The sequence below is a fragment of the Streptomyces sp. EDA2-14 genome, from assembly GCF_054963755.1.
In genome coordinates, this window is the sequence record NZ_JBUEGE010000006.1 from 267031 (window position 1) to 293615 (window position 26585).

Consider the following 26585-nt stretch of genomic DNA (forward strand, 5'->3'; position numbering starts at 1 on the left):
GGACCACGCCCCCATCCCGTACGTACGCCGGACTCAGTCCTCGTGATGCTTGCCGATCGGGTCTCCCTCGGTCTCCAGGCTGCTGCCCGGGCCGATGCGGATCTCGAACTCGCCGCCGTACTGCTCGTGTCCGGCGACGACCGCCTGCTCGACGACCTCGATGCCCATCTCGCCACGGACCATGAGCGGGTCGGCGCGCAGATCGCGCAGGAGCGCCCAGCACATGCCGATCATGACGATGACGAACGGTGCCGCCACGAGGATCGTCAGGTTCTGCAGACCGGTGAGCGCGTCCCCGGAACCGTTGCCGATCATCAGCATGATCGCGCCGACCGCACCGGTCACGACGCCCCAGAAGACGACGACGAACTTGCCCGGTTCGAGCGCGCCCTTCTGCGAGAGGGTGCCCATGACGATCGAGGCGGCGTCCGCTCCTGACACGAAGAAGATGCCGACGAGGATCATCACGAGCAGGCTCGTCACGGAGGCGATCGGGTATTCCTGCAGCACACCGAAGAGCTGGGTCTCCGGGGTGTCGGCACCCTTGAGGGCGCCGTCCTGCTTGAGGCTGATCGCCGAACCGCCGAAGACCGCGAACCAGATCAGGCTGACGGTCGAGGGCACGAGGATGACGCCGCCGACGAACTGACGGATCGTGCGCCCCTTGCTGATGCGCGCGATGAACATGCCGACGAACGGCGACCAGGAGATCCACCAGGCCCAGTAGAAGACCGTCCAACTGCTCAGCCAGTCCGCGACGCCCTTGCCGCTCGACGCCTCGGTGCGCCCGATGAGCTGCGGGAAGTTGTCGAGGTACGCGCCGAGCGAGGTCGGCAGGAGGTCCAGGTTCATCACCGTCGGGCCCGCGATGAACACGAAGAGCACCAGGAGCAGCGCGAGCACCATGTTGATGTTCGACAGCCACTGGACGCCCTTCTCCACGCCGGAGACGGCGGAGAAGACGAACGCGACGGTCAGCACCGCGATGATCGAGACGAGCAGCCCGGTGCTGACGTCGTCCATCCAGTCGGCCGCCTTGAACCCGGCCCCGATCTGCAGGGCCCCGAGTCCGAGGGAGGCGGCGGAGCCGAACAGCGTCGCGAAGATCGCGAGGATGTCGATGACCCGGCCCCAGGCGCCGTGCGCGTGCTTCTCGCCGATCAGGGGCACGAAGACGGACGAGATGGTCTGGCGCCTGCGGCGCCGGAACGTGCTGTAGGCGATGGCGAGGCCGACGACCGCGTAGATCGCCCACGGGTGCAGCGTCCAGTGGAACAGCGTGGTGGCCATGGCGGTCTCGGTGGCCTGCGCGGCGTCGGCGGGGTCGGTGCCCGGCGGCGGCGTCGTGAAGTGCGCGAGGGGCTCGCTCACTCCGTAGAACATGAGGCCGATGCCCATGCCCGCGCTGAACATCATCGCGATCCAGGAGATCGTGCGGAACTCCGGCTCCTCACCCTCCTTGCCGAGGGGGATCTTCCCGTAGCGGCTCATGGCGAGCCAGAGCGCGAAGACCACGAAGCCGGTCGCGGCGAGGACGAACGCCCAGCCGCCGTTGTGCATCAGGCCGCCGAGGAGCGAATTGGAGACGCTCTCGAGATTGTCTGTGGCGACGGCGCCCCAGACCACGAAGGCCAGAGTGAGTACGGCGGTGACGCCGAACACGATCCGGTCCGTGGCGGGGCTCCGCTCGCCGGTCGCTCCCTCCTCGGGGGTGGGAGCATCGCTGATTGGTTTCTGAGGGCTTGTCACCCACTACGACCTACCACACACGACACTCCCGTAACCCGATCAGCAGCCTGTGTCGGGCCTTCCTTCCGTCAAGTGGTAGGTCGCGCGGGCGTCCAGGAGCAGGGCGACCAGGGCGCGTTCGGACTGCCGTAGCGGCACATAGGCGCCCTTGCCGGATTTCTGCACGGTGATCCCGTGCAGCGCCAACTCGTCCTTGTACTCGCCGTATTGGGTCTCGTTCAGCCGGTATCCGCACGGCGGGTCCTTGATGACCTCGGCGGCCTCGGCGGGATCGTTGTCCGCGCCACCCACATAGATCGGCCCGCGGTCCTTGAAGCCCTTGGCGCGGGCGGCGTCCGTGGCGGCCTCGATGGCGCCGAGATTCTCGGAGGTGTACCGGAACAGACCGCCGAGCGCCGCCAGTTGGGAGTCGCGGCGCCGCTGGTTGACGAGCGCCGGGTCGGCCTCCTCCGCGGGGGTGCCGGGGTCGACGCGGCTCTCGATGAGCAGCCCGACGGAATTCTTGACGCCGGAGACGTTGCGCAGAATCCTCTCCTGCCCGTCCCCCGCGGTCTGCTTGATCGGCTCGCCGGTCTCCGGGTCGGTCCAGATGCCGTACGTGCCCGTGGAGTACCCGGCGTCGCCCGCGGCGGGCCGCACGTGGTCGAGGGAGAGCGATTCGGCCTGGTCGTGCACGGCCCCGTCGGTGTTGAGGTTGCGCGGCCAGAGGTCGAAGAGGTCCTTGTCGTAGTACTTGGGGGTGGCCCCGTACTCGTGCAGGTCGTAGATGACGTCGGGCTGCCGGTCGCGGATGACGGCGGCCATCGCCCGCGCCTCGGCGGTCTTGAGGGCGATGTGGTCGCGGTTGATGTCGATGCCGTCGGAGTTGCCGCGGGTGTCGGCGGCGTTGCCGTCGGGGTTGGCGGTGGGCACGACCAGGAGCGTCGTGCGGGCCAGGAAGCGCTGCGTCGCCCTGTCCTTGGCGTACGCGAGATCGCGGATCTTCGTCAGGCAGGCCTCGCGGCCCGAGGGTTCATTGCCGTGCTGGGAGCAGATCAGCAGCACGGTGTTGGCGGTGCGGTGCTCGCCGATGCGGACGAGGTTCAGCGGGCGGCCCTGTTTCGTCTCGCCGATGCGGGAGACGGAGACCCGGTCGGACGCCTTGTCGACGGTGGCGAGGAGCTGCTTCTCCTCCGGCTGGGTGGTCCAGCGGGCGCCGTCGGTCTCCTCGAAGCCGGTGCGCGGCGGGGCGGTGGCGCCGCTCGCGCCGGCGGCGGGGGCCGTCAGCACGAGCGGTGCGGCGAGCGCGGCGCCGGCGGTGGCCAGGGCGAGGGCGCGGGGACGTGCTCTCATCGGGTGCTGCCTCCCGGTACTGGGCGGTCGAGACGGTACGGGCGTACGCCGTCGGCCGCGGTCGATTGGGGGGTGGCGGTGGTGGAGCCGGTGGTGGCGGCCGTGAAGGCGGCGGCGCCGCCGACGACGGGAACGCGGGCCGCGGTGCGGGCCAGGTCGAGGGAGAGGGTCGGCCTGGTGGACGGAGGGTCGATGAGGTCCTTGTCGGTGCCGGCCACGATCACGGCGAGCCGGTGCCCCTTGGGGATCACGTGGTCGCTGGCGGCGAGCCGGATCGTGAGCGTATAGGGCTTGCCCGGCGTGAGTGCGCTGCCGTGCTCCGGGTTCGTGGAGGTGCCCAGGTCGGCCCATCCGCGGCTGAAGACCGTCGAGTTGACGTAGGTGGGCGCCGTCCTGGTGGTCAGGTAGCAGGAGCTGTCGCCGGTGGTGCTCGGCCCCCAGCAGCTGCGGTCGGTGCCGGTGGTGATGCCCTCGCCCGCGCCGCCGTAGTCACGGATCGTGGCGGGTCCGAGGTCGACGAGGACGGCGCTCAGGTGTGCGGTGGACGTCGACGGGGTCGCGGTGACCGTCACCGCCGAGGAGCCGGACAGGCGGAGGTCCTTGGTCAGCGGGCGGCTGAGGAACCCGGCCTTCTCGGGCGTCGACTGCTGGATGCGGTCGGCCCAGTCGAGTTCACCGAGCGCCGGATCGTCGGTGAAGGTCTCGCTGCCGGAGCCGGTCTTGAGACCCAGCGCGCCGACGCCCGCCTTGTCGCCCTTGGCGGGGCGCAGCGCGGTGGTCGCGGTGGTGCGCGGCGGCCACACCTTGTCGGTGGTCCAGCGGTCGGGGGCGCGCTCGATGTCGGCCATCGGCTCGCGGTCGATCCCGTTGTCGTAGCCGAGGAGTTCGTGGTCGAACCAGCGGTGCAGGGTGTCGACCCAGGCGCCGCGGCGGAAGTCGAAGGGGTCGACGTGTCCGGTCTGGGCCAGCCAGATCTTGCGGTCGACGCCGTTCTTCGCGAGGGCGTCCCACCACTGGCCGAAGTGCTTGGCGCGGACGTTCAGGTCCTGCATGCCGTGCACGACGAAGACGCTGGCGCGCACCTTGTCGGCGTCCTTGACGTAGTCGCGCTCCTGCCACAGGCCGGTCCAGTCGCCGGTCCTGGGCGCTTCGTCGACAAGTCGCTTCTGTACGGCGGCGCAGCGTTCGCGCGCGGCCGGGCTCTCGACGTAGTCGGACAGCCACTCGGGGCCCGAGTCGTAGAGCGGGGCGCCCTGCTGGAAGTAGTAGTCGTACCAGGAGGAGATCCCGCCGATCGGCACGATGGTCTCCAGGCCCTCGACACCGGTCGCGGCGACGCCGTTGGCGACGGTGCCGTCGTAGCTCTTGCCGATCATGCCGGTGCGGCCGTTGGTCCAGCCGGCTTTCGCGCGTTCGGATCCGGCGCGGGTGGTGTAGCCCTTGGCGCGGCCGTTCAGCCAGTCGACGACGGCCTTGGCGGACTGGATGTCGGAACGGCCGCCGACATCGACGCAGCCGTCGGAGCGGTTAGTGCCGGCGAGGTCGACGCCGACGAACGCGTAACCGCGGGGCACGAAGTAGTTGTCGTAGAAGAGCGGCATCTGTACGACGTTGCCGTCTGCGTCGTATGTCTTCTTCTGGCTCTCGTTGCCGCGCCCGCAGCAGGAGTAGTACGGGCTGGCGTCCATGATCACGGGGATCTTGCGGCCCTGCGCGGCGGGTTCGCGGGGGCGGACGATGTCGACGGCGACCCGGTCGCTCTTGCCGTCGTCGTCCCCGTCGATCCGGGTGTCGACCCAGACGGATTCGCGGACGGCGTCGGCGTAGGAGTAGACGGGCTTGGACTCGGCCGGCCTGGCGGGGGCGGCCGACGCGGTGGCGCCCGATGCGACGAGGGCGGACAGCAGTGCGGTGACGGTCGCGACCGCGAGAAGTCTCCAGCGGTGCGGGCGGCGATGGCTGCGTCTGGCAGGTATCGGCATGGCGCGGAACGTAACACCGGTCAACTCCCGTACGACAGAGGGCCGCACGTACGGAGGAGGGGCCCGAGCCGGGGCATGGTGCGGAATGGACTGGCACAGTCGTCGCATACAGGGCCGGAGAGCGGGCACACGGTGTCGTAGGCCCCGCCGTGTCTCCCCCGTCGCGGCGGGGCTCTTCAGTCGTTGCGCGCCTTCGCGGCGACGGCCTCGTCGAATTCCGTGCGGCTGATCATGCCGAGCGTGAGCTTGCGACGGAGCTCGTCCAGAGTGCTGTTGTCGCTGATCCTCCTGGCCGCCTCGGCGCTGCGGCGCCCCTGCGCACCGGCTCGGCGACGTGCCTCGCGCTTGCGCGCGTCCAGGATCTCGTCCGCCTGACGGGCCAACATCGCGGCGCCGGTCATGAAGAAGTTGGCCATCTCGAAATCCTCCCCCAGCGCCCCTGCCGGTCGAGAGACACATGTCGGCCAGATGGCGATCGTGTGGCTGGTGGGGCCATGGACATGGCCGGGACGCGAGGTGCTGAATAGGGTCGCTGTGTCGGCCACGGATGTGATCCGTTCGCGGTCGGCAACGGCTCGGCGTCCCCTACGACTTGGAGTTTCCGTGTACCGCAGACTCATCGCCCCCGGCGCACTCGCGGCCTCTCTGCTGCTGGCGATCCCGGCATCGGCCGCAGACTTCCAACCGGGGGCGTCGGGCATCGGCGATCCCTATTACCCGACGTACGGGAACGGCGGCTACGACGTCTCCCATTACGACCTGCGCCTCAAGTACCAGCCGAAGACGGACCTCCTGGAGGGTACGGCGACGATCCTCGCCTCCTCGACGCAGGACCTCTCCCGGTTCGACCTCGACTTCGGGCTCACCGCGAGCGAGGTCAGGGTGAACGGCAAGAAGGCGACGTTCGCGAAGTCGGGCGAGCAGGAGCTTCAGGTGACTCCGGCGGCCGGGCTGCCGAAGGGCACCCCGTTCACGGTCGTCGTGAAGTACGCGGGCAAGCCGTCCGACGTGAAGCTGTGGGGCTTCACGTCCTGGCAGCGCACCCCGGACGGCGGGATCGCGGCCAACGAGCCGGAGGCGGCCGCCTGGTGGTTCCCCTCCAACGACCACCCGCTCGACAAGGCCACGTACGACGTGTCGGTGGCGGTCCCGGACGGGACGCAGGCGATCTCCAACGGGACCTTGCAGTCGCAGAGTTCGAAGCTCGGCTGGACCCGCTTCAACTGGCGCTCCGCGCATCCGCAGGCCACGTACCTGTCGACCTTGGCGGTCGGCAAGTTCGACATCACCACCGACAAGACCGCGGACGGCCTGCCCGTCATCAACGCCTACAGCAAGGACCTCGGCGCGAACGAGGGCGCGGCGAAGGCGAGCGTGGAGCGGACCACCGAGGTCGCCGAGTGGCTGGAGTCGGTCTACGGGAAGTACCCGTTCGAGGCGCTCGGCGGATACGTGCCGAACGTGCCGTCCAGCTTCGCGCTGGAGACCCAGACCCGGCCGTTCTACTCGCCGAAGCAGTTCGCCAACGGGTCCAACGTGTCGGTCGTCGTCCATGAGCTGGCGCACCAGTGGTACGGCGACAGCGTCTCCGTGCGCGGCTGGAAGGACATCTGGATCAACGAGGGCTTCGCCCGGTACGCGCAGTGGCTGTGGTCGGAGAAGGAGGGCGAGGGCACGGCGCAGGAGCTCGCCGACTACACGTACGCGCAGCATCCGGCGGACGACGCGTTCTGGACGGTCAAGCCGGGCGACCCCGGTCCGGAGAACCAGTTCGACGCGGCCGTCTACGACCGGGGCGCGCTGGCGATCCAGGCGCTGCGCAACAAGGTCGGCGAGAAGGACTTCTTCGCGATCCTGAAGGGGTGGCCGCAGCAGCACGCGTACGGCAACGCGACTGTCTCCGACTTCCAGGCGTACGCGGAGAAGGTGTCCGGGGAGCGGCTGGGCGGGCTGTTCGACACGTGGTTGTACCAGCCGTCGAAGCCGACTGCTGCGCGGGCTTCGGGCGGTGTGGTCCAGCCGAAGTCGTGGAAGCGGATCGCTGCGACGAATGGGGTGCACGGGGAGCGTTGAATCGCCGCGGCGGGGGTGCGGTCTCGGGGCTCTGCCCCGGACCCCGCTCCTCAATCGCCGGAGGGGCTTGAAATGCGCGATGAGCTTGCTCTGGATGCTCTCGCCCGCCGCGCCATCGGCAGGAACCGAAAGCGCTCCGGGAGCCGCGGGGCCGCCCGTCTCACCAGGACCGCGAAGCGGCGCAGGCGGCGTTCCTGGCGGGGGGTCCAGGGGAGGCCGATGGCTTGTCTCGCCTCGGGTGGGAGAAGGCCGATCGACAGGAAGCTCATCGTGCGCGTCAGGGCAGGGCGAATCAGGGGCCACAGGAGCTTGAGGATCGGGTGGTGACCCGGTGGGGGCGGGAGGGGGCGGGTGCGGGAGGTCAGTTCGTCGACCACCGGGTTCCGCTCGATCTCCTCCGCCAGCATCTTGCGGTAGTACGGCCAGAACTCCTCGGGCGTCTGCGGCATGTCCCGGTCGTGGATGCCGAGGATGCGGCCGACCATCAGCCACTCCGCGTAGAACCGCTCGTCCTCTTCTGGCGTGAACGGCGCGGCGAAGTAGCGGCGCGCGTAGCGGGAGACGGGGTAGCCCGTGGCATGCACCCACGCGTAGTACGTCGGGGTGAGGGCGTGGTAGCGGCGGCCGTGCGGGTCGGTGCCCTGGATCGTGCGGTGGAGGCGGCGCAGTCTGCGGCCCTCGTCGGCCGCGGCCTCGCCTCCGTAGACCCAGAGCATCACCGAGGTCAGCGAGCGTTCACCGCGGCCCCAGGGGTCGGTGCGGAACACCGAGTGGTCGTCGACGCCCGCGCCGACGGCGGGGTGCGCGACCTGGAGCACGAACGCGGCGGGCAGCGCGAGCAGGGCGCGGATGTCGCCCGCCGTCTCCCAGAGGATGCCGCCGGGCGGGGGTGGTGGCGGGTCCTGGTCCTGGGCGTGCTGCTTCATACCGGCTGGTGCTCCTTGACGCTGGTACTCCCTGTGGCCGCTGCTCACCGGGGCCGCTGATCGTTGTGCGTTCCCGCGATCAAGTATGCGCGTCCCGGCCGGTCTGCCGGAGATCGTCGTCGGCGCAGCGCTTGGCCAGGTCGGAGGCCAGTTCGGAGACGCGGGTGCACAGCTCCGTGGTGGCGGCCGTGGTCGGTGCGGGGCGGCACGGGACCACGTGGGCCGGGAGGGGGCACGGTGCGGGCGGCGGCTTCGGCGGGGGTGGCGCGGTGCTGGGGCGGCGCCGGCGGGCCGAGGAGAACAACGCCGTCGCCACGGCCCCGGCGAGTGCGGCCAACTGCCCGATCCTGACATGCACGTCCCACGGAACCAGTGCCATGCCTGGGTCCTACCCGCACGGCACGGGGCCCCAACGCAGCGTTTGCGTCGGGGCCCCGTGGCCGGAAGGGGTCGGAAGGCGCGGCTCAGTCGCCGTCGGCCACCTTCGTCAGCTCTTCCGTGGCGATGCGGTCGACGTTGCGCCGCACGCGGAACCAGCCGATGAAGAGCAGCACCGCGACGATCGGGATGAGCATCAGCGTCTTGCGGCCGGTCTCCGTGTCGTTCCACATGAGGACGAGCACGGACAGCAGGAAGACGATCGTGACGATCTCCGTGACCGGGGAGAACGGCAGCCGGAACTTCGGGCGCTCGACCAGGCCCTGCTTGGCCCGGCGGACGAACGCCAGGTGCGCGACCATGATCATGACCCAGGTGCCGATGATGCCGATCGAGGAGATCTCGATGACGATCTCGAACGCGTCGGCGGGCAGCAGGTAGTTCAGGCCGACGCCGAGCACGCCGACGCCCGCTGTGAGCAGGATGCCGCCGAAGGGGACCTGGCTCTTGTTCATCTTCGCGGTGAACTTCGGGGCGGAGCCCGACATGGCCATGGAGCGCAGGATGCGGCCCGTGGAGTAGAGGCCCGAGTTCAGCGAGGACATCGCCGCGGTCAGCACGACGAGGTTCACGATGTCGCCGACACCGCCGACGCCCAGCTTGGAGAACAGCGTCACGAACGGGCTCTCGCCCGAGGTGTACGTCGTGGACGGCAGCAGCAGCGCGAGCAGCAGCACCGAGCCGCAGTAGAACAGGCCGACGCGCCACATGATCGAGTTCACCGCGCGCGGGACGACCTTCTGCGGCTCGGCGGTCTCGCCCGCCGCGACGCCGACCAGTTCGAGGGCGGCGTACGCGAAGACGACGCCCTGCATCACAAGGACCACGGCCATGGTGCCGCTGGGCATCCAGCCGCCGTTGTCCGTGATCATGTGCAGGCCCGGTGTGTGGCCGTCGACCGGGTGCTGCGTGGCCACCAGGAAGATGCCCACGAAGAGGAAGGCCACCAGGGTGGCCACCTTGATGATCGAGAACCAGAACTCCATCTCGCCGAAGTACTTCACCGAGACGAGGTTCACGGACAGCACCACCGCGAGCGCGATCAGCGCGAGCACCCACTGCGGAATGCTCGTGAAGGCGCTCCAGTACTGCGTGTACAGCGCGACGGCGGTGATGTCGGCGATACCCGTCATCGACCAGTTCAGGAAGTACATCCAGCCGGCGACATACGCGCCCTTCTCACCGAGGAACTCCCGCGCGTACGACACGAAGGAACCGGATGAGGGCCGGTAGACGACCATTTCACCGAGGGCGCGCACGACGAAGTACGCGAAGATCCCGCAGATCAGATAGGCGAAGACGAGGGCGGGGCCCGCGTCGTGCAGCCGCCCGCCGGCGCCGAGGAAGAGTCCGGTGCCGATCGCGCCACCGATGGCGATCATGTTGATGTGGCGGCTCTTGAGGGCCTTGCTGTAGCCGGCGTCGCCCGCGTCGGCGGGCACCTGGGACGCATCTGTGCGCGATGCGTCCATGGCCGTGTTGACGGCGTCCTTGCTCACGAGAGGGTGTCCACTCTGTGGTGCCCGGCGACGTGGGGGCCGCCGGGGTCCGGAACGTACATCGGCCCGCATCGCCCCTGACGGCGTGCGGACCGTGGTGCACCTTCCCCGAAGATCCCCACGGATGTGGTGATCGAGGTCACATAGCGGCGCTTCTCACATGGCGACACGCCTCTGGACAGGGAACCCGATGAGGCGTATCAGGCGTCCGGGTCTCTCCTCGGGGTTTCACAGTTCTGGTGTCTCAGCAATACTGTTGAACCCGATCGGTACGAGTACGCGAGGCGGAGATGACGACGGACACCGACACGGCGGCGCAGGACCCCACGCTGACCGTCGACGAACTGGCGGCCCGTGCGGGCGTCACGGTGCGCACGATCCGCTTCTACAGCACGCGGGGCCTGCTGCCGCCGCCGGTGATCGGGCCGCGCCGGGTCGGGCACTACGGGGCGGACCACGTCGCGCGGCTCGCACTGATCGAGGAGTTGCAGCACCAGGGCATGACGCTGGCCGCGATCGAGCGCTATCTGGAGCAGCTGCCGGCCGATCTGAGCGCGCACGATCTGGCCATCCACCGTGCGGTGGTGGCGAGTTGGGCCCCCGACACGGTCGAGACGCTGTCCCGGAGCGAGCTGGACGACCGGGCGGGCCGGGAGCTGGCCGAGGAGGACCTGGCGCGGCTCGCGGCAATGGACGTGCTGACGCGGGAGGGCGACGACACCTACCGCTGCGACACGGGTCAGCTGCGGCTCGGCGTCCAACTCCTCGACGTACCCCTCTCGTTGGACGCCATCCTGGCCTCGCGCGAGGTGCTGGTGGAGCATTCGCGGGGCGCGGCGCAGGAGCTGGCGCGGCTGTTCCGCTCCGAGGTGTCGCAAAGGGCCGAGCAGGACGTGAAGTCGCTGTCGGCCCATATGCAACCGCTGGTGGTACAGGCGCTGTTGACGGCCTTCCAGCGCTCGCTGAAGGAGGAGCTGCGGGAGGCGTTCCGCACGACGGACCGCCTCCCGTAGCCACCACCCCGAAGGGCGTCAGTCCTTGAAGGTCTCGCCCTTCTCCGCCTTCTGAACCAGCAGCGCGGGCGGCAGGAACCGGTCGCCGTACGCCTCGGCCAGCTCGCGCGAGCGGGCCACGAATCCGGGCAGGCCGCCCTCGTAGCCGTTGATGTACTGGAGCACGCCGCCGGTCCAGCCGGGGAAGCCGATGCCGAAGATGGAGCCGATGTTGGCGTCGGCGACGGACGTGAGGACGCCCTCCTCGATCAGGCGCACGGTGTCGAGCGCCTCCGAGAAGAGCATCCGCTCCTTCATGTCCTCGAACGGGATCTCCGTGCCCGGCTTCGTGAAGTGCTCACGCAGGCCCGGCCAGAGACCGGCGCGCTTGCCGTCCTCGCCGTACTCGTAGAAGCCCGCTCCCCCGCTGCGGCCCGGCCGCCCGAACTCGTCGACCATGCGGTCGATGACGCTCTCGGCGGGGTGCTCCTCCCAGGTGCCTCCGGCCTCGACGATCGCGGCCTTCGTCTCCTCGCGGATCTTGCGGGGCAGCGTGAGGGTCAGCTCGTCCATCAGGGAGAGCACCTTGGCCGGGTAACCGGCCTGCCCGGCGGCCTGCTCCACCGACGCGGGCTCGACGCCCTCGCCGACCATGGCGACGCCCTCGTTGATGAAGTGCCCGATGACGCGCGAGGTGAAGAAGCCGCGCGAGTCGTTGACCACGATGGGCGTCTTGTTGATCTGCCGGACGAGGTCGAAGGCGCGGGCGAGGGCCTCGTCGCCGGTGCGCCCGCCCTTGATGATCTCCACCAGCGGCATCTTGTCGACGGGCGAGAAGAAGTGCAGGCCGATGAAGTCGTCCTGCCGCTCGACGCCCTCGGCGAGGGTGGTGATCGGCAGGGTGGAGGTGTTGGAGCAGAGCAGGGCGTCGGGGGCGACGATGTCCTGGATCTCCTGGAACACCTTGTGCTTGAGCGACGGGTCCTCGAAGACGGCCTCGATGACGGCGTCGCAGCCGGCCACGGCCTGCGGGTCGGAGGCCGGGGTGATGCGGGCGAGCAGCGCGTCCGCCTTCTCCTGCGTCGTCCGGCCGCGCTTGACGGCCTTGGCGCACAGCTTCTCGGAGTACGCCTTGCCCTTGGCGGCGGCCTCGTCGGAGACGTCCTTGAGGACGACCTCGATGCCGGCGCGGGCGCAGGAGTAGGCGATGCCGGCGCCCATCATGCCGGCGCCGAGCACGGCGACCTTGTTGACCTTGCGGGGCTCGATGCCCTTGGGGCGGTTGGCGCCCGAGTTCACGGCCTGGAGGTCGAAGAAGAACGCCTGGATCATGTTCTTCGCCGTCTGGCCCGTGACCAGCTCGGTGAAGTAGCGGGCCTCGATCGCGAGCGCGTTCTCGAAGTCGACCTGGGAGCCCTCGACGGCCGCCGCGAGGATGTTGCGCGGCGCCGGGTACGGCGCGCCGTTCAGCTGCTTCTTCAGGTTGGCCGGGAAGGCGGGGAGGTTCGCCGCGAGCTTGGGGCTGGCCGGGGTGCCGCCGGGGATGCGGTAGCCGGGCTTGTCCCAGGGCTGCTGCGACTCGGGGTTGGCGTCGATGAAGGCCTTCGCCTTCTCGATCATCTCCTCGCGGGTGGCGGCCACCTCGTGGATCAGGCCGTTCTCCAGGGCGCGCTTCGGGGCGTACTGGGTGCCCTGGAGCAGCACCTTGAGGAGCGCGTCGGCGATGCCCATCAGGCGGACGGTGCGGGTGACGCCGCCGCCCGCGGGGAGCAGGCCGAGCGTGACCTCGGGCAGGCCGATCTTGGAGCCGGGCGCGTCGAGGGCGACGCGGTGGTGGCTGGCCAGCGCGATCTCGTAGCCGCCGCCCAGGGCCGCGCCGTTGATGGCCGCGACGACGGGCTTGCCGAGCGTCTCGATGCGGCGCAGGGAGTTCTTGATGCCGATGCCGGTCTCGAAGACGGACTGGGCGTCCTCGGGGCCCGCCTTCATCATGTCCTTGAGGTCACCGCCCGCGAAGAAGGTCTTCTTGGCGGAGGTGTAGATGAACCCGCGGATCGAGTCGGGCGTCGCGGCCAGCTCGGCCTCGGCGCGGTCGGCGATCGCGGCGATGGAGTCCTTGAACGCCTGGTTCATGGTGTTCGCGGACTGGTTGGGGTCGTCGAGGACGAGGGTGACGATGCCGGTGTCGTCCTGTTCCCAGCGGATGGTCGTGCTCTGCGTCATGGCTTTCGTCTCCGTGAAGTCTCGTGCGGGGGAAGGGATGGGGCGTCCGGGCCGCTCAGTCGGAGATGCGTTCCACGATCGTGGCGATGCCCATGCCGCCGCCCACGCACAGCGTGGCCAGGCCGTACCGCTTGTCCTGACGCTCCAGTTCGTCGACGAGGGTGCCGAGGATCATCGCGCCGGTCGCGCCCAGCGGGTGGCCGAGGGCGATCGCGCCGCCGTTGACGTTGACCTTGTCCAGGGACAGGCCCATGTCCTTCACGAAGCGCAGCACGACCGCGGCGAACGCCTCGTTGATCTCGACGAGGTCGATGTCGTCGATGGTCAGACCGGCCTTGGCGAGCGCCTTGCGGGAGGCGGGCGCGGGGCCGGTGAGCATGATGGTCGGCTCGGAGCCGGAGACCGCGACGGAGACGATGCGGGCGCGCGGCGTCAGGTCGTAGCGCTGACCGACCTCGCGGGAGCCGATGGCGACGAGCGAGGCGCCGTCGACAATGCCGGAGGAGTTGCCCGCGTGGTGCACGTGGTCGATCTGCTCGACCCAGTGGTACTTCTGCAGCGCGACCGCGTCGAAGCCGCCCAGGTCGCCGATGTCCTTGAAGGACGGCTTCAGCTTGCCGAGCGAGTCCGCCGTGGTGCCGGGCCGCAGGTGCTCGTCGTGGTCGAGGACGGTGAGTCCACTGCGGTCCTTGACCGGCACGATCGAGCGCGTGAACCGGCCGTCCTTCACCGCGGCGGCGGCCCGCTCCTGCGACAGCGCGGCGTACTCGTCGACGTCGCGCCGCGAGAAGCCCTCGATCGTGGCGATGAGGTCGGCGCCGATGCCCTGCGGCACGAACCCGGTCTCGTACGAGGTCATCGGGTCCATGGCCCAGGCGCCGCCGTCCGAGCCCATCGGCACGCGCGACATCGACTCGACGCCGCCGGCGAGGACGAGGTCCTCCCAGCCCGAACGGACCTTCATCGCCGCCAGGTTGACGGCCTCGAGGCCCGAGGCACAGAAGCGGTTCTCCTGCACGCCGGCCACCGTGTCGGGCAGGCCGGCCGCGATGGCGGCGATGCGCGCGATGTCGGAGCCCTGGTCGCCGATGGGGCCGACGACGCCGAGGACGATGTCGTCGATGGCGGCCGGGTCCAGGTCGGGGAAGCGAGCCCTGATCTCGTGGATCAGGCCGACGACCAGGTCGATCGGCTTGGTGCCGTGCAGGGAGCCGTTGGCCTTGCCGCGGCCGCGCGGGGTGCGGATCGCGTCGTATACGTACGCGTCTGTGGTCACGGGAGGTGCCTTTCGAAGCAGCGGAACAGGTGAGGTGCAGCGGTTGAGGGGTCAGGCGAGCAGCGAACGGCCGATGATCTCCTTCATGATCTCGGTCGTGCCGCCGTAAATGGTCTGGATGCGCCCGTCGGTGAACGCCTTCGCGACGCGGTACTCGGTCATGTACCCGTACCCGCCGTGCAGTTGGAGGCAGCGGTCGGCGACCCGCTTCTGCAGTTCGGTCGCCCACCACTTCGCCATCGAGGCGTGCACGGCGTCGAGGGTGCCGTCCGAGTGGTCCTCGATGCAGCGGTCGAGGAACGTGCGGGTGACGGCGCACTCGGTGGCCATCTCCGCGATCTCGAAGCGGATGTGCTGCTTCGTGGCGAGCGGTCGGCCGAAGGCCTCGCGCTCCTTCACGTACTGGGTGGTGATCCCCAGGAGGTGCTCGGAGGCGGCGATCGCGGCGACGGCGATGCCCATGCGCTCCTGCGCGAGGTTCGTCATCAGGTGGATGAACGCGCCGTTGAGCTCGCCGAGCAGGTTCTCCTTGGGGACGCGGACGTCGTTGAAGAACAGCTCGGCGGTGTCCTGGGCCTTCTGGCCGATCTTGTCGAGGTTGCGGCCGCGCTCGAAGCCCTCCATGCCGCGCTCGACGACGAGCAGCGAGAGGCCGTGCGAGCCGCCCTCGGGGGTGGTCTTGGCGACGACGATGACGAGGTCGGCGAGGATCCCGTTGGAGATGAAGGTCTTCGAGCCGTTGAGCAGCCAGTGGTCGCCCTTGTCCTCGGCGGTGGTGCGGATGCCCTGGAGGTCGGATCCGGCGCCGGGTTCGGTCATGGCGATGGCCGTGATGATCGAGCCCTCGCAGAAGCCGGGCAGCCAGCGCCGCTTCTGCTCGTCGGTGCCGAGCGAGGTGAGGTAGGGGCCGATGATGTCGTTGTGCAGGCCGACGGCGAGACCGGCGGCGCCCGCGCGCGTGAACTCCTCGGCGAGGACGGCGGGGTAGCGGAAGTCGGCGTTGCCGCCGCCCCCGAACTCCTCGGGCACGGCGAGCCCGAGCAGGCCCTGGCGCCCGGCGGCGAGCCAGGCCTCGCGGGAGACGACGCCGTCCTTCTCCCACTGCTCGTAGTGCGGCGTCACCTCCTTGGCGAGGAAGGTGCGCACGGTCTCGCGGAACGCCTCGTGCTCGGCGCTGAACAGGCGTCGTTCCATGCTCGCGATCAACTGCCTTTCGTGGTGTGCTCGTTCAGGGCCGGTACGTCCCAGTCGCGGGCGACGTCTGCGGTGTCGGCGCCGGGCTGGGCGGGGCCCGAGTGGACGCTGGTGGGGGTGGCGGAGAAGCGGGGCGCGGGCGCCGGCTGGGTGATGCCGTCGTGCTCGACGAAGGTGCCGCGGGCGGCGAGGTGCGGGTGGTGCGGGGCCTCGCCGAGGGAGAGCACGGGCGCCACGCAGGCGTCCGAGTCCTCGAAGACGGCCGCCCACTCGTCGCGCGTGCGCTCCTTGAAGCGGGCGGCGACGGCCGCGCGCAGCTCGCCCCAGCGCCCGATGTCGTTCCGCGCGTCGGCGACCTCGCCGAGTTCGAGGAGCTCGGCGAACTCGGCGTAGAACTGCTGCTCGAGGGCGCCGACGGCGACGTACTTGCCGTCGGCCGTCTCGTACGTGCCGTAGAACGGGGTGCCGCCGTCCAGGAGGTTGGCGCCGCGCCGGTCCTGCCAGCCGCCGGCCGCGAGCATGCCATGGATCATCGCGCCGAGGTGCGCGGTGCCGTCGACGATCGCGGCGTCGACGACCTGCCCTTCGCCGGTGTCGCGGGCGTGGTGCAGGGCGGCGAGGATGCCGACGACGAGGTACAGCGAGCCGCCCGCGTAGTCGCCGAGCAGGTTCGCCGGGGCCACCGGCGGGCGGTCCGGGTCGCCGGTCATGCCGAGGGCGCCGGTCAGCGCGATGTAGCCGATGTCGTGGCCCGCGCGCTGGGCGAGCGGCCCCTCCTGACCCCAGCCGGTCATCCGGCCGTAGACCAGCTTCGGGTTGCGGGCCCGGCACGCCTCGGGCCCGACCCCGAGCCGCTCGGCGACGCCCGGCCGGTTCCCCTCGATCAGCACGTCGGCGCGCGCGGCGAGCCCCAGCACCCGCTCGACGCCGTCGGCCGTCTTCAGGTCGACGACCACGGAGCGCTTGTTGCGGTTCGTGACGTCGTACTCGGGGTTGATGCCGAGCTTGCTGCCGCCGGGCCGGTCGACGCGTACGACGTCGGCCCCGAGGTCGGCCAGGAGCATCGCGGCGAAGGGGCCGGGACCGATCCCGGCCAGCTCCACCACGCGCACCCCGGTGAGCGGCCCACCGCGCGGACCACCGCTTTCCGTGCCTGACACTGCCATCCCGCCACGCCCCCAGCTTGTGACACTACTGATGTAACACCAGTGATGCTATGAACCCGCCCCGCTCAGCACAACCCCCCAGCAAGCAAGCGCTTAGCCAATTTTGCGCCTCCGGGAGTGCCCGGTACCGGCCGTTCCGCCCCGGGCGCCCCAAGTGGCGACCCCCCTTCCGGTGACCACCCGAACGAAAGGGGTATTCGGTGACTTCTCACGGAAGGCGACCGAATCGTGGAGAGGGAGACGACGTGGCGCACAGCAGGCAGAAGACGGCACTGACGGTGCTCGCGGGGGCCACGGCCCTGGTGCTCGCGGGCTGCGGGAGCGACAAGGAGACCTCGGACGAACCCTTCGCCGGCAAGAGCGCGGACCGGATCGCGGCCGACGCGGTGAAGGCGACGCGGCAGGCCGACTCGATGCACGTGAAGGGCACCACACAGCAGAAGACGGGCGGGAAGGTCACCGTCGACCTCACCGTGGACCAGCGCAAGAACTGCGAGGGCACCGTCAAGATGGCCGGGACCACGGCCGACGTGCGCCATCTCGACGGCACGCTCTACCTGCGGGGCGACGAGCAGTACTGGCGGTCGACGCTGAAGGAGCAGCCGGGGGCCGCGAAGATGGTGCCGAAGCTCAAGGACAAGTGGGTGAAGACACCGGCGGACGACGCGATGACACAGGGCCTGTGCGACAAGCAGGGTCTTGTCGCGTCGATGGACGAGGACAAGTCCGAGCGCCAGGGCATGAAGCGGGCGGGGACGACGAGCGTCAACGGCACGAAGGCGGTCCGGCTCACGAAGAAGGGTTCCGGGGGCGAGACGCTCTCGCTCTACGTCGCCGCCGAGGGCAAGCCGTACATCCTGCGCACCACGGCGACCGGCGGAAAGAACCCGAACAGCGCCACCTTCAGCGACTACGACAAGAAGGTGAGCCCCGAGGAACCCTCGTCCGAGGAGACCGTCGACCTCAAGGAGCTCGCCGGCGCCGCACAGCGCACCTGACCCGGCTGCGCCACCCCGGCACGGAGGGCCCCCACCCACCTCGCTGCACCATGCACGCTAGCCTCGGCCACCGACAACGGCGCACGACGCGGGTGAGGGGTGGCATGAACGAGTCAAGCAGGACGTACGACGTGGTGCTGTTCGGGGCGACGGGGTTCGTGGGGGTGCTCACCGCCGAGTACCTCGCGGCCCACGCACCCGCGGGACTGCGATGGGCGATCGCCGGGCGCGACACCACGAAGCTGGAGCGGCTGCGCGAGCGGCTGACCGAGATCAACCCGGAGTGCGCGGTCCTCCCGCTGGTGCGCGTGGACATCGCCGACCGGTCGTCGCTGCGCGAACTCGCCGTCAACACCCGCGTGGTGGCGACGACCGTCGGCCCCTACCTGGAGTACGGCGAGGGGCTCGTCGCCGCGTGCGCGGGCGCGGGCACCGACTACGTCGACCTGACGGGCGAGCCGGAGTTCGTGGACCTCATGTACGTGCGGCACGACGCCCGGGCGCGCGACACGGGCGCCCGGATCGTGCACGCCTGCGGGTTCGACTCCGTCCCGCACGACCTGGGCGCGTACTACACCGTCCAGCAGCTGCCGAAGGACGTGCCGCTGCGCGTCGACGGCTTCGTACGGACCAACGCGACGTTCTCCGGCGGCACCTTCAACTCCGCCCTGAACCAGTTCGCGCGGGCCCGGCAGATGCTCGCCGCGCAGCAGGAGCGGCGCCGCCACGAGCCCCGCCCGATCGACCGCACGGCGTACGCGCCGACCGGGAGCCCGCGCTTCGCCAAGGAGGTCGGCGCGTGGGCCCTGCCGCTGCCGACGATCGACGCGCAGGTGGTGCAGCGCTCGGCGCGGGCCCTGGAGCGCTACGGGCCCGACTTCCGCTACCGGCACTACGCGGCCGTGAAGACGCTGCCGTTCGCGGTGGGCGGGGTCGTGGGGATGAGCACCCTGTTCGCCGCGTCCCAGGTGCCGCCGGTGCGGCGCTGGCTGGGCAGTCGGGTCAAGCCGGGCGAGGGCCCCGACGAGGCGCGCCGCGCCAAGAGCTGGTTCTCGGTGCGGTTCGTCGGCGAGGGCGGCGGGCGCCGCGTCTACACGGAGGTGTCCGGCGGCGACCCCGGCTACGGCGAGACCGCGAAGATGCTCGCCGAGTCCGCGATCTGCCTCGTACGGGACGAACTCCCCGAGACGGCGGGGCAGGTGACCACGGCGGAGGCCATGGGCGACGCGCTCATCGAGCGGCTGCGCGCGGCCGGCATCACGTTCCGGGTCGCGGCCGAGCGCTGAGAGCCTGTGATCAAATCCCCGTCCGCGCGGCGAGCGCGTCCCGGCACAGGCGGTCCGCCCGGCGGGTCGTCTCCGGGACGCGGTACTTCGGCATGAGCGACAACGCGTGCGCGCACGCGTTGTCGAGCGAGACGCGGTGGCCCACCGACACGTACACCGGCTTCACGCCGTCCCGGGTGCGCAGCGCGCGGCCGACCTCCTCGGCGCCGTCGAGGAGGGCTGACGCGCTCCCCCGCCGTGCGCCCAACTCTCCGTGGGAGAAGACGAACGGGTTCTTCGCGACGCCCATGGTGGGCAGCCCGGTGAGCACGCCGAGGTGGCTCGCGAGGCCGAAGCGGCGAATGGGGTCTCCCCTGCTCGAGCGAAGCCGAGAGCTTGGGGAAGCGCGATCCCGTAGCCGTCGCAGACGACGAGCCCCAGGTCGGCGCCGAGCGCCTCCAGCGCCGCCGACGCCCGCCGGGATCTCACGGAACGCCAACAGGCCCGGCACGTAGGGGAAGGCGACCTCGCCGACGGCCGTCGCCTCCTCGACCACGGCGAGCGTCGCCGCGTCCAGGACGACGGCGGCCGCGGCGACGACGCCCCACTCGTCGTCGTAGGCGACGTCGATCCCGGTGACCGTGCCGGTGCCGGGCGGCGGCCCGGCCTCGTCGAGCACCACGCGGTCGCGCAGCGCGTCCTGCACGTCCCGCGCCGCGCTCTCGTCCTTCGGCCAGCCCTCGGGCACCCCGGTGATCGTCGCCATGCCCAGAACCCTGGAACAGGCTCAGCGCGCCGCCGGATCCCGTTTGAACGCCCAGTTCATCCTGGGCTCCATCACGAACCGGAACGCCCGTTGGACGGGTGGCGAGCACAGTGCGGTGATCACGGCCGCGGCGATGAGCGTCACCACGATCTCGCCCCACGGGGTGTGCACCCAGTCCACGTCGTACCAGCCCCAGAAGCGGGAGCCCTTGGCGAGGAAGCCGTGCAGCAGGTAGCCGTACAGGGTGCCCGCGCCGAGCGCCGTGAACCAGAACGTCCGCCTCGGCACCCACGCGAAGAAGCACGCGGTCAGGATCACCGAGCAGCCGAACATGGCGAGCGTCATGACGACGCCGGTCCAGCCGGCGGCGCCCAACTCCTGCGCGCTGTCGCGGCGGTAGAACCAGGCCGCGTTCATCCTCGGCACCGCCCAGTAGGCGAACAGCAGGGCGCCCGCGAACACCGGCACCGACAGGATCCGGGCCTCCTTGCGGCGGACCAGCTGGAAGTGCTCCGGCTTCAGGCACAGGCCGAGCACGAAGAACGGCAGGAACTGCAGGACGCGCTGGAGGTCCAGGTCGTCGCCGATGCTGGGCGAGACGGAGGCGAGCGCCGCGATGGCGAGCGCCACCGGCAGCGGCCACCGGATCACCTTCCACAGCGGCGTGGTGAGCCGCCACACGAACAGCGCGACCAGGAACCAGGTGAGGTACCAGGGGTCGAGCAGGCTGATCGGGTAGCCGGGGTCGTCGCCCGCCGTCCGCTTGAAGAAGGTGTAGGCGACCTCGAAGACGACGTACGGCACGGCCACGCCGGTGATCAGCCGCTTCAGCCGGCCGGGGCTCGCGTCGAACGACCGGGAGAAGTAGCCGGAGATCACGATGAACGCCGGCATGTGGAAGGCGTAGACCGTGGTGTAGAGCGCGGCCGCCGCCCGGCTGTCGTCGCGCAGCGGCTCCCACGCGTGCCCCATCGCGACCAGCACGATCGCCAGGTACTTCGCGTTGTCGTAGAACGCCTCCCGGCCCCCCTTGGCCGCGCCGCCGGTGCGCGCGGGGGCCGGGATTGCCGTCAGGCTCACAGGTGGCGGGCGATCGCGGGCATCAGGTCCTGGAAGGTCCGGCCCGCGGCCGGCTCCCCGATCGCTCTGAACTGCCAGCCGCTGCCCGAGCGCTGGACCTTGGCCATGATCTGCGCGGTGTGGCTGCCGCCGCCCGCGAGGGTGTAGCGGGCGAGCTCCTCGCCGGTGGTCTCGTCGACGAGGCGGCAGTAGGCGCTGCCCACCTCGGCGAAGGTCTGCCCGGTGAAGGAGTTCACGGTGAAGACGATCTGGTCCACCTCGCCCGGCACGCGCGGGAGGTCGACGGTGATGGACTCGTCGTCTGCCTGCCCGGTGCCGCCGACGAGGTTGTCGCCGCTGTGCCGGACGGAGCCGTCCTGGCTGACGAGGCGCTGGAAGAAGACGACGTCGGCGTGGCGCTTGCCGGCGAAGAGCACGGCGGAGGCGTCGAGGTCGATCTCACGGGTTCCGGTCAGCTTGGCGAGGAAGCCCTTGCGGGGCGCGGCCTGCCAGCCGAGTCCCATCCGTACGACGGTCAGTGCGTCGCCGGTGTCCTTGCTGAGGCTGATCTGCTGGCCCTTGGCCAGGTTCACGGACATGCGGTGCCTTCTGGTCGGGCGGTCGATGGTGTCGTACGAGGCGCCGCCCGCCCGGCTGTCCGGGCGGGCGGCGTCCGCTGCGCGCGTGTCTTCAGACGTTGACGCCGAAGTCCTGCGCGATGCCGGCCAGGCCCGAGGCGTACCCCTGGCCCACGGCGCGGAACTTCCACTCCGCGCCGTGCCGGTACAGCTCGCCGAAGACCATGGCGGTCTCGGTGGAGGCGTCCTCGGAGAGGTCGTAGCGGGCGATCTCGGTGCCGCCCGCCTGGTTCACGACGCGGATGAACGCGTTGCGCACCTGGCCGAAGGACTGGCCGCGCGACTCGGCGTCGTGGATCGACACCGGGAAGACGATCTTGTCGACCTCGGCGGGCACCCCGGCGAGGTTCACCTTGATGCTCTCGTCGTCGCCCTCGCCCTCACCGGTGAGGTTGTCGCCGGTGTGCTCGACGGAGCTGTCCGGGCTGGTGAGGTTGTTGTAGAAGACGAAGTGCCGGTCCGAGAGGACCTTCCCGGCCGCGTCGCACAGCAGGGCGCTCGCGTCGAGGTCGTAATCGGCACCCGTCGTCGTGCGCACGTCCCAGCCCAGGCCGACCGTCACCGCGGTCAGGCCCGGTGCCTCCTTGCTGAGCGAGACATTGCCGCCCTTGCCCAGGGAAACTCCCACAGCTGCTACCTCCACATCGATTATTTCAATTGCGCAATACTTAAAGTGGTGCCGCGGTCTCGTCGTTCTCCTTCATGGCCTTCGTCTCGCTCTTGAGGATGCGCAAAGACTTGCCCAGGGAGCGTGCGGTGTCCGGCAGCTTCTTGGAGCCGAAGACCAGAATGATCACGAGGCCCAGGATCAACAGGTGCCAGGGCTCCAGTGCGTTGCGGAACATGGCGTCCACCTCTTGTCGTGGTCGGACCGCGGGCGGGGTGGTCGTGCCACCCCCACAGCCGCGCTTGCTACATTGCGCAACTGTACAACCCACGGGGCGGACCGACAGCAAGGGCATGGCATGGGGCGACGGCGTAAGCGCAGCCGACTGCGGATCACACTCGTGACAGGTCTCGCGGCCCTCGTCCTGATCACGGGCGGCGCGGGCTGGCTGTACCTGAAACTGAACGGCAACATCGACACGTTCGGCTCCGACGGGCTGTCCCGGAACCGGCCCGACGCCGACGCGTCCAAGGGCGAGAACGTCCTCGTGATCGGCACCGACGCGCGCACCGGCGGCAACAGCGACCTCGGCGGCGGCGACAAGAACGACATCGGCCGCTCGGACACCGCGTTCCTGCTGCACGTCTACGCCGACCACCGGCACGCCGTCGGCGTCTCCATTCCGCGCGACACCCTGGTCACGATCCCGCCGTGCAGACTCCCCGACGGCACGTGGAGCGAGACCCGCAGCAATGTGATGTTCAACGCGGCCTACACGACGGGCCAGACCGCCAAGGGCAACCCGGCGTGCACCCAGAACACCGTCGAGGAGCTCACCGGGCTGCGCGTCGACCACACCGTCGTCGTCGACTTCAAGGGCTTCTCGCAGCTCACCGACGTGGTGGGCGGCGTCGAGGTCTGTCTGCCGAACGACGTGTACCAGAACGACCTCAACCCGAACCGGCCCACGCAGGGCAAGCGCATCTTCGCGAAGGGCGAGCAGAACGTCGCCGGGCAGCGGGCGCTCGACTACGTCCGCATCCGGCACGGCATCGGCGACGGCTCCGACATCGGCCGCATCCAGCGCCAGCAGTCCTTCGTCTCCAGCCTCATCAAGAAGATCAAGAGCGACGGATTCACCCCCACCAAGCTGCTGCCGCTCGCCGACGCCGCCACCAAGTCGATGACCGTCGACCCCGGCCTCGGCTCCGCGGACAAGCTGCTGTCCTTCGCGATGTCGCTGAAGAACGTCGACCTGCACAACACCAAGTTCATCACCGTCCCCTGGAAGTACCAGGGCAGCCGCGTCGCCGTCGTGCAGCCGGACGCCGACGCGCTGTGGGCGGCGCTGCGGGAGGACCGCACCCTCGACGGCAAGGACGCGAGCGGGAAGCAGGGCGGGGAGAAGGCCTCCGCGTCCCCCTCCCCCGACGCGAGCCCCACCGGGGAGGTGTCCGGCAAGGGCGTCTCCGTCGCCGTCTACAACGGCACCACCACCAGCGGCCTCGCCGCCGACGCCGGCGAGGCGCTCACCGGGCGCGGCTTCACCGTGACCACGACGGGCAACGCCGCCGACCGCTCCCTCGCGTCCACGACGATCACCTACGGCCCCGGCGAGAAGGCCGGCGCCTCGGCCGTCGCCCGGCTCTTCCCCGATGCCGAACTCACCGCGGGCAGCTCGCCCGGCATCAGTGTGGTGCTCGGCGCCAACTACCAGCCCGGCAGCGCGGCCTCGCCGAACCCGGCGGCGACCCCGACGGCGGTGCCCTCAGGCGTGGCCGACAGCGCGCGCTCCGCCGACGAGAACATCTGCTCGCACCTGTCCTACGGGTGAGCGGTCCGCCTCCGCAGCAGCACGAGGGCGAGCGCGTACACCACGAGGATCGCCGCGAGCAGCGGGTAGTAGAGCGGCGGCAGACCGGAGACGCCGAGCCACGGGCCGAGCGGGGTGAGCGGCAGCAGCAGGCCGACGGCCGCGAGGCCCGTCGCGGCCCAGCGCACGGGGCCCGGCGTGCGGCCCTCTGCGGCGTGCCGTCCGGTGCGCAGCAGGAGCATCACGAGGGCCTGGGTGAGCAGGTTCTCCGTGAACCAGCCCGCGTGGAAGCCCTGCTGGTCGTCGATGTTCAGGGAGCCGGGCAGGCACAGCGCGAGCGCGCCGAAGGTCGCGAGGTCGGCGAGCGCGCCCAGCACGCCGAACCCGGTGATGAAGCGCAGGAACGGCCGGGGCCGCAGCACCGTGGGTCGGCGCAGCACGGCCGCCCGCGGCCGGTCGAAGGCGAGGGCGAGCTGCGCGGCGTCGAAGCACAGGTTCTGCACGAGGACCTGCGGGGGCAGCATCGGCAGGAACGGCAGCAGCAGTCCCGCCGCGAGCATCGCGATCACGTTGCCGAGGTTGGAGGAGAGCGTGATCCGCAGGTACGAGGCGATGTTGGCGCTGGAGTGCCGGCCCGCGACGACGGCGTGCTCGAGCGCGGTGAGGTCCTTGTCGGCGAGCACCACGTGCGCGCTCTCGCGGGCCACGTCGACGCCGCCCGCGGGGCACACGCCGACGTCGGCGGCGCGCAGCGCGGGCAGGTCGTTGACGCCGTCGCCGAGGAATCCGGCGGTGTGGCCGCGGCCGCGCAGGGCGGTGATGACGCGGGCCTTGTGCTCGGGGGTGCAGCGGGCGAAGACGGTGGTGCGGTCGGCGAGCTCCCCGAGCCGCTCGTCGTCGAGGTGCTCGATCTCGGCGCCGACGACCACCTCGCCCGGCGCGATGCCGACGTCCCGGCAGACGCGGGTGGCGGTGGCCGGGTGGTCGCCGGTGAGCACCTTGACGGTGACGCCGCGCTCGCCGAGGGCGTGCACGGCGTCGTGCGCGGTGTCGGCGGGGGCGTCGTGGAAGGCGACGAAGCCGTGCAGGTCCAGGCCGCGTTCGTCGGCCGGGGTGTAGTCGCGGGTGCGGGCCGTGCGCCGCGCGGTGGCCACGGCGAGCAGCCGTACGCCGTCGGCCGCGAGCGCGTCCGCCCGCTTCCGCGCCGCTGCCCGCTCGTCCTCGTCGAGCGCGCAGCGCTCCAGGACCTCGGCGACCGCTCCCTTCACGGCGAGGACGTGCACGCCCAGCGTGCCGGGCTCCTTCACCACGGCGGTGGCCAGTCGGCGCACCGGGTCGAAGGGCAGCGCGTCGACGCCGTCGTACGCGTCCCAGTCCTCGGGTCCGGTGGCCGCGAGCAGGGCCTCGTCGAGCGGGTCGGGGTCGGTGAGTTCGGCGGTCTGCAGGGTCCACCAGGCCGAGGCGCCCGCCCAGTGCAGCGCCTCGGGGTCCGTGCGGTCGAGGTCGACGACGGGTTGGTCGCGGGTGAGGGTGCCGGTCTTGTCGACGCACAGCACGTCGACGGCGCCCAGGTCGTGCAGGGCCGGCAGGCGGCGGACGATGACGCCGTGCGAGCGGGCGAGCAGGGAGGCGCCGCGGGCCAGGCAGATGGTGACGATGACCGGCAGCATTTCGGGGGTGAGCCCGACCGCCACGGCCACGGCGAACGGCAGGGTCTCGAGTCCCCGTCCGCGCACCGCCGCGTTCGCCATCAGCACCAGCGGCGGGGTCAGCAGCATGAAGCGGATCAGCACCCACGAGATGCCGTGCACGCTGCGGTCGAACGCGCTCGCCGGGCGCCGGTGGCGGGTGCCGTGCACGGCGGCGAAGCGGGTGTCGGCGCCGGTGGCCACGACGATCGCGGTACCGCTGCCGGAGGCGACACTGCTGCCCTGGAACGCCAGGTGGTCCTCGGCGCCGGGCGCAGGCAGGTCGGCCGGCTCCTTCGGCACGGGCGCGGACTCCCCGGTCAGGGCGGCCTGGTGGACGGTGAGTCCGCGCGCCCGCAGCAGGCGTACGTCGGCGGGGACCAGGGCGCCGGGAGCGAGGCGCACCACGTCGCCGGGCACGAGGTCGTCGACCGGGACCTCGCGCACCCGCGGTTCGGCGTCGGGGTGGTCCCTGCGCTGCACGCTCGCGGTGCCCGCGACGAGCTCCCGCAGTCCGGCGCCGGCCCGGTCGGCGCGGTACTCGCCGTGCGCGCGCAGCACACTGCTGACGATCACGAGGGCGAGGATGACGCAGGCCGTGCCCCACGAGGCGACGAGCGCGGAGACGAGTCCGAGGCAGAACAGCACCGTGGTGAACGGATCGCGCAGGCTGCGCCACATCCGCAGCGGCCAGGAGGGCTGCCGGGCGGTGGGCAGGGTGTTGCCGCCACAGTGGGCCAGGCGTTCCTCGGCCTCGTCCGCGGTCAGTCCGCGCGGCCCGGTGTCCAGGGCGCGCAGGGTCTGCAGGGCGGTGGGGCCGCCCGGAGCGGAGCGGGGGTGCGGCAGCGATCCGAGGGCGTCGGTCCGCTCGGCCGATTCGGGTACGGCCACGGGCCGGCCT

21 protein-coding genes and 1 pseudogene are annotated in these 26585 nt (G+C 70.8%); 5 read left to right on the plus strand and 17 right to left on the minus strand.

The window, feature by feature from the left end:
• Positions 1-33 precede the first annotated feature (33 nt).
• The 4 genes from ACY34M_RS19000 to ACY34M_RS19015 all read right to left on the minus strand — a co-directional run bounded on the left by ACY34M_RS19000 (position 34) and on the right by ACY34M_RS19015 (position 5479).
• Entirely contained in the window at positions 34-1662 is a 1629-nt protein-coding gene (locus ACY34M_RS19000) for a BCCT family transporter (RefSeq protein ID WP_462720384.1), read from the minus strand.
• Positions 1663-1788: 126 nt separating this feature from the next.
• The gene (locus tag ACY34M_RS19005) at positions 1789-3081 is read right to left on the minus strand and encodes a M14 family metallopeptidase (protein WP_462720385.1); all 1293 of its coding nucleotides are present in this window, start codon (positions 3079-3081) and stop codon (positions 1789-1791) included.
• A complete protein-coding gene (locus ACY34M_RS19010) occupies positions 3078-5063 on the minus strand; it encodes a Xaa-Pro dipeptidyl-peptidase (RefSeq protein ID WP_462720386.1) in 1986 nt (661 codons plus the stop codon). The genes ACY34M_RS19005 and ACY34M_RS19010 overlap by 4 nt, the downstream gene beginning before the upstream one ends.
• A gap of 176 nt (positions 5064-5239) precedes the next feature.
• Entirely contained in the window at positions 5240-5479 is a 240-nt protein-coding gene (locus ACY34M_RS19015; RefSeq protein ID WP_462720387.1) for a hypothetical protein, read from the minus strand.
• Positions 5480-5666: 187 nt separating this feature from the next.
• On the opposite strand from ACY34M_RS19015, the gene ACY34M_RS19020 reads away from it, so the two are divergent.
• On the plus strand, positions 5667-7136 hold the full coding sequence (locus ACY34M_RS19020; protein ID WP_462720388.1) for a M1 family metallopeptidase: 1470 nt from the start codon (positions 5667-5669) through the stop codon (positions 7134-7136).
• Between the two features lie 50 nt (positions 7137-7186).
• On the opposite strand, the gene ACY34M_RS19025 is transcribed toward ACY34M_RS19020, so the two are convergent.
• From ACY34M_RS19025 to ACY34M_RS19035, 3 genes are all read right to left on the minus strand, one after another.
• Complete coding sequence (locus tag ACY34M_RS19025; protein ID WP_462720389.1) at positions 7187-8062, minus strand: oxygenase MpaB family protein; 876 nt, start codon at positions 8060-8062, stop codon at positions 7187-7189.
• A 79-nt stretch (positions 8063-8141) separates the two neighbouring features.
• Positions 8142-8441, minus strand: a complete 300-nt coding sequence (locus ACY34M_RS19030; RefSeq protein ID WP_462720390.1) for a hypothetical protein — start codon at positions 8439-8441, stop codon at positions 8142-8144.
• A gap of 85 nt (positions 8442-8526) precedes the next feature.
• Positions 8527-9999: an amino acid permease gene (locus ACY34M_RS19035; RefSeq protein WP_462720391.1), complete on the minus strand. Its 1473-nt coding sequence runs from the start codon at positions 9997-9999 to the stop codon at positions 8527-8529.
• A gap of 290 nt (positions 10000-10289) precedes the next feature.
• Between ACY34M_RS19035 and ACY34M_RS19040 the strand changes: the two genes are divergently transcribed.
• Complete coding sequence (locus ACY34M_RS19040; RefSeq protein ID WP_462720392.1) at positions 10290-11012, plus strand: MerR family transcriptional regulator; 723 nt, start codon at positions 10290-10292, stop codon at positions 11010-11012.
• Positions 11013-11030: 18 nt separating this feature from the next.
• On the opposite strand, the gene ACY34M_RS19045 is transcribed toward ACY34M_RS19040, so the two are convergent.
• Genes ACY34M_RS19045 through ACY34M_RS19060 form a run of 4 tightly spaced genes read right to left on the minus strand, consistent with a single transcriptional unit; the run spans position 11031 to position 16850 of the window.
• Positions 11031-13214 (minus strand): 3-hydroxyacyl-CoA dehydrogenase NAD-binding domain-containing protein, encoded by a 2184-nt coding sequence (locus tag ACY34M_RS19045; RefSeq protein WP_462720393.1) that lies wholly within the window; start codon positions 13212-13214, stop codon positions 11031-11033.
• A 55-nt stretch (positions 13215-13269) separates the two neighbouring features.
• Complete coding sequence (locus tag ACY34M_RS19050; RefSeq protein ID WP_462720394.1) at positions 13270-14490, minus strand: acetyl-CoA C-acetyltransferase; 1221 nt, start codon at positions 14488-14490, stop codon at positions 13270-13272.
• Positions 14491-14541: 51 nt separating this feature from the next.
• A complete protein-coding gene (locus tag ACY34M_RS19055) occupies positions 14542-15684 on the minus strand; it encodes an acyl-CoA dehydrogenase family protein (protein WP_462720395.1) in 1143 nt (380 codons plus the stop codon).
• 8 nt (positions 15685-15692) lie between these two features.
• The gene (locus ACY34M_RS19060) at positions 15693-16850 is read right to left on the minus strand and encodes a CaiB/BaiF CoA transferase family protein (RefSeq protein WP_462720396.1); all 1158 of its coding nucleotides are present in this window, start codon (positions 16848-16850) and stop codon (positions 15693-15695) included.
• Positions 16851-17095: 245 nt separating this feature from the next.
• Between ACY34M_RS19060 and ACY34M_RS19065 the strand changes: the two genes are divergently transcribed.
• On the plus strand, positions 17096-17848 hold the full coding sequence (locus tag ACY34M_RS19065; RefSeq protein WP_462720397.1) for a hypothetical protein: 753 nt from the start codon (positions 17096-17098) through the stop codon (positions 17846-17848).
• A 104-nt stretch (positions 17849-17952) separates the two neighbouring features.
• Positions 17953-19134, plus strand: coding sequence for a saccharopine dehydrogenase family protein (locus ACY34M_RS19070; protein ID WP_462720398.1), 1182 nt, complete (start codon positions 17953-17955; stop codon positions 19132-19134).
• A gap of 10 nt (positions 19135-19144) precedes the next feature.
• Here the strand turns inward: ACY34M_RS19070 and ACY34M_RS19075 are convergent, their stop codons facing one another.
• The 5 genes and pseudogenes from ACY34M_RS19075 to tatA all read right to left on the minus strand — a co-directional run.
• Complete coding sequence (locus ACY34M_RS19075; protein WP_462720399.1) at positions 19145-19879, minus strand: endonuclease V; 735 nt, start codon at positions 19877-19879, stop codon at positions 19145-19147.
• A 21-nt stretch (positions 19880-19900) separates the two neighbouring features.
• Positions 19901-20959: an acyltransferase family protein gene (locus tag ACY34M_RS19080; RefSeq protein WP_462720400.1), complete on the minus strand. Its 1059-nt coding sequence runs from the start codon at positions 20957-20959 to the stop codon at positions 19901-19903.
• Complete coding sequence (locus ACY34M_RS19085) at positions 20956-21537, minus strand: TerD family protein (protein WP_462720401.1); 582 nt, start codon at positions 21535-21537, stop codon at positions 20956-20958. Before ACY34M_RS19085 ends, ACY34M_RS19080 begins: the two co-directional genes overlap by 4 nt.
• Positions 21538-21628: 91 nt before the next feature.
• Positions 21629-22204 (minus strand): TerD family protein, encoded by a 576-nt coding sequence (locus ACY34M_RS19090; RefSeq protein WP_462720402.1) that lies wholly within the window; start codon positions 22202-22204, stop codon positions 21629-21631.
• A gap of 55 nt (positions 22205-22259) precedes the next feature.
• A pseudogene (tatA, locus tag ACY34M_RS19095) lies at positions 22260-22421 on the minus strand (Sec-independent protein translocase subunit TatA); the annotation flags it as partial.
• Positions 22422-22541: 120 nt separating this feature from the next.
• On the opposite strand from tatA, the gene ACY34M_RS19100 reads away from it, so the two are divergent.
• Complete coding sequence (locus tag ACY34M_RS19100) at positions 22542-24017, plus strand: LCP family protein (protein WP_462720403.1); 1476 nt, start codon at positions 22542-22544, stop codon at positions 24015-24017.
• Here the strand turns inward: ACY34M_RS19100 and mgtA are convergent.
• A complete protein-coding gene (mgtA, locus tag ACY34M_RS19105; protein ID WP_462720404.1) occupies positions 24008-26575 on the minus strand; it encodes a magnesium-translocating P-type ATPase in 2568 nt (855 codons plus the stop codon). The genes ACY34M_RS19100 and mgtA overlap by 10 nt on opposite strands.
• Positions 26576-26585 lie beyond the last annotated feature (10 nt).

What these genes read in the sequence shown, in the direction of transcription:
- ACY34M_RS19015 (WP_462720387.1), bottom strand. Translation starts at nt 5,479, where the DNA reads ATGGCCAACTTCTTCATGACCGGCGCCGCGATGTTGGCCCGTCAGGCG.
- ACY34M_RS19085 (WP_462720401.1), bottom strand. Translation starts at nt 21,537, where the DNA reads ATGTCCGTGAACCTGGCCAAGGGCCAGCAGATCAGCCTCAGCAAGGAC.
- ACY34M_RS19025 (WP_462720389.1), bottom strand. Translation starts at nt 8,062, where the DNA reads ATGAAGCAGCACGCCCAGGACCAGGACCCGCCACCACCCCCGCCCGGC.
- ACY34M_RS19075 (WP_462720399.1), bottom strand. Translation starts at nt 19,879, where the DNA reads ATGGCGACGATCACCGGGGTGCCCGAGGGCTGGCCGAAGGACGAGAGC.
- ACY34M_RS19005 (WP_462720385.1), bottom strand. Translation starts at nt 3,081, where the DNA reads ATGAGAGCACGTCCCCGCGCCCTCGCCCTGGCCACCGCCGGCGCCGCG.
- ACY34M_RS19010 (WP_462720386.1), bottom strand. Translation starts at nt 5,063, where the DNA reads ATGCCGATACCTGCCAGACGCAGCCATCGCCGCCCGCACCGCTGGAGA.
- ACY34M_RS19060 (WP_462720396.1), bottom strand. Translation starts at nt 16,850, where the DNA reads ATGGCAGTGTCAGGCACGGAAAGCGGTGGTCCGCGCGGTGGGCCGCTC.
- ACY34M_RS19055 (WP_462720395.1), bottom strand. Translation starts at nt 15,684, where the DNA reads ATGGAACGACGCCTGTTCAGCGCCGAGCACGAGGCGTTCCGCGAGACC.
- ACY34M_RS19040 (WP_462720392.1), top strand. Translation starts at nt 10,290, where the DNA reads ATGACGACGGACACCGACACGGCGGCGCAGGACCCCACGCTGACCGTC.
- ACY34M_RS19070 (WP_462720398.1), top strand. Translation starts at nt 17,953, where the DNA reads ATGAACGAGTCAAGCAGGACGTACGACGTGGTGCTGTTCGGGGCGACG.
- ACY34M_RS19045 (WP_462720393.1), bottom strand. Translation starts at nt 13,214, where the DNA reads ATGACGCAGAGCACGACCATCCGCTGGGAACAGGACGACACCGGCATC.
- ACY34M_RS19100 (WP_462720403.1), top strand. Translation starts at nt 22,542, where the DNA reads ATGGGGCGACGGCGTAAGCGCAGCCGACTGCGGATCACACTCGTGACA.
- ACY34M_RS19030 (WP_462720390.1), bottom strand. Translation starts at nt 8,441, where the DNA reads ATGGCACTGGTTCCGTGGGACGTGCATGTCAGGATCGGGCAGTTGGCC.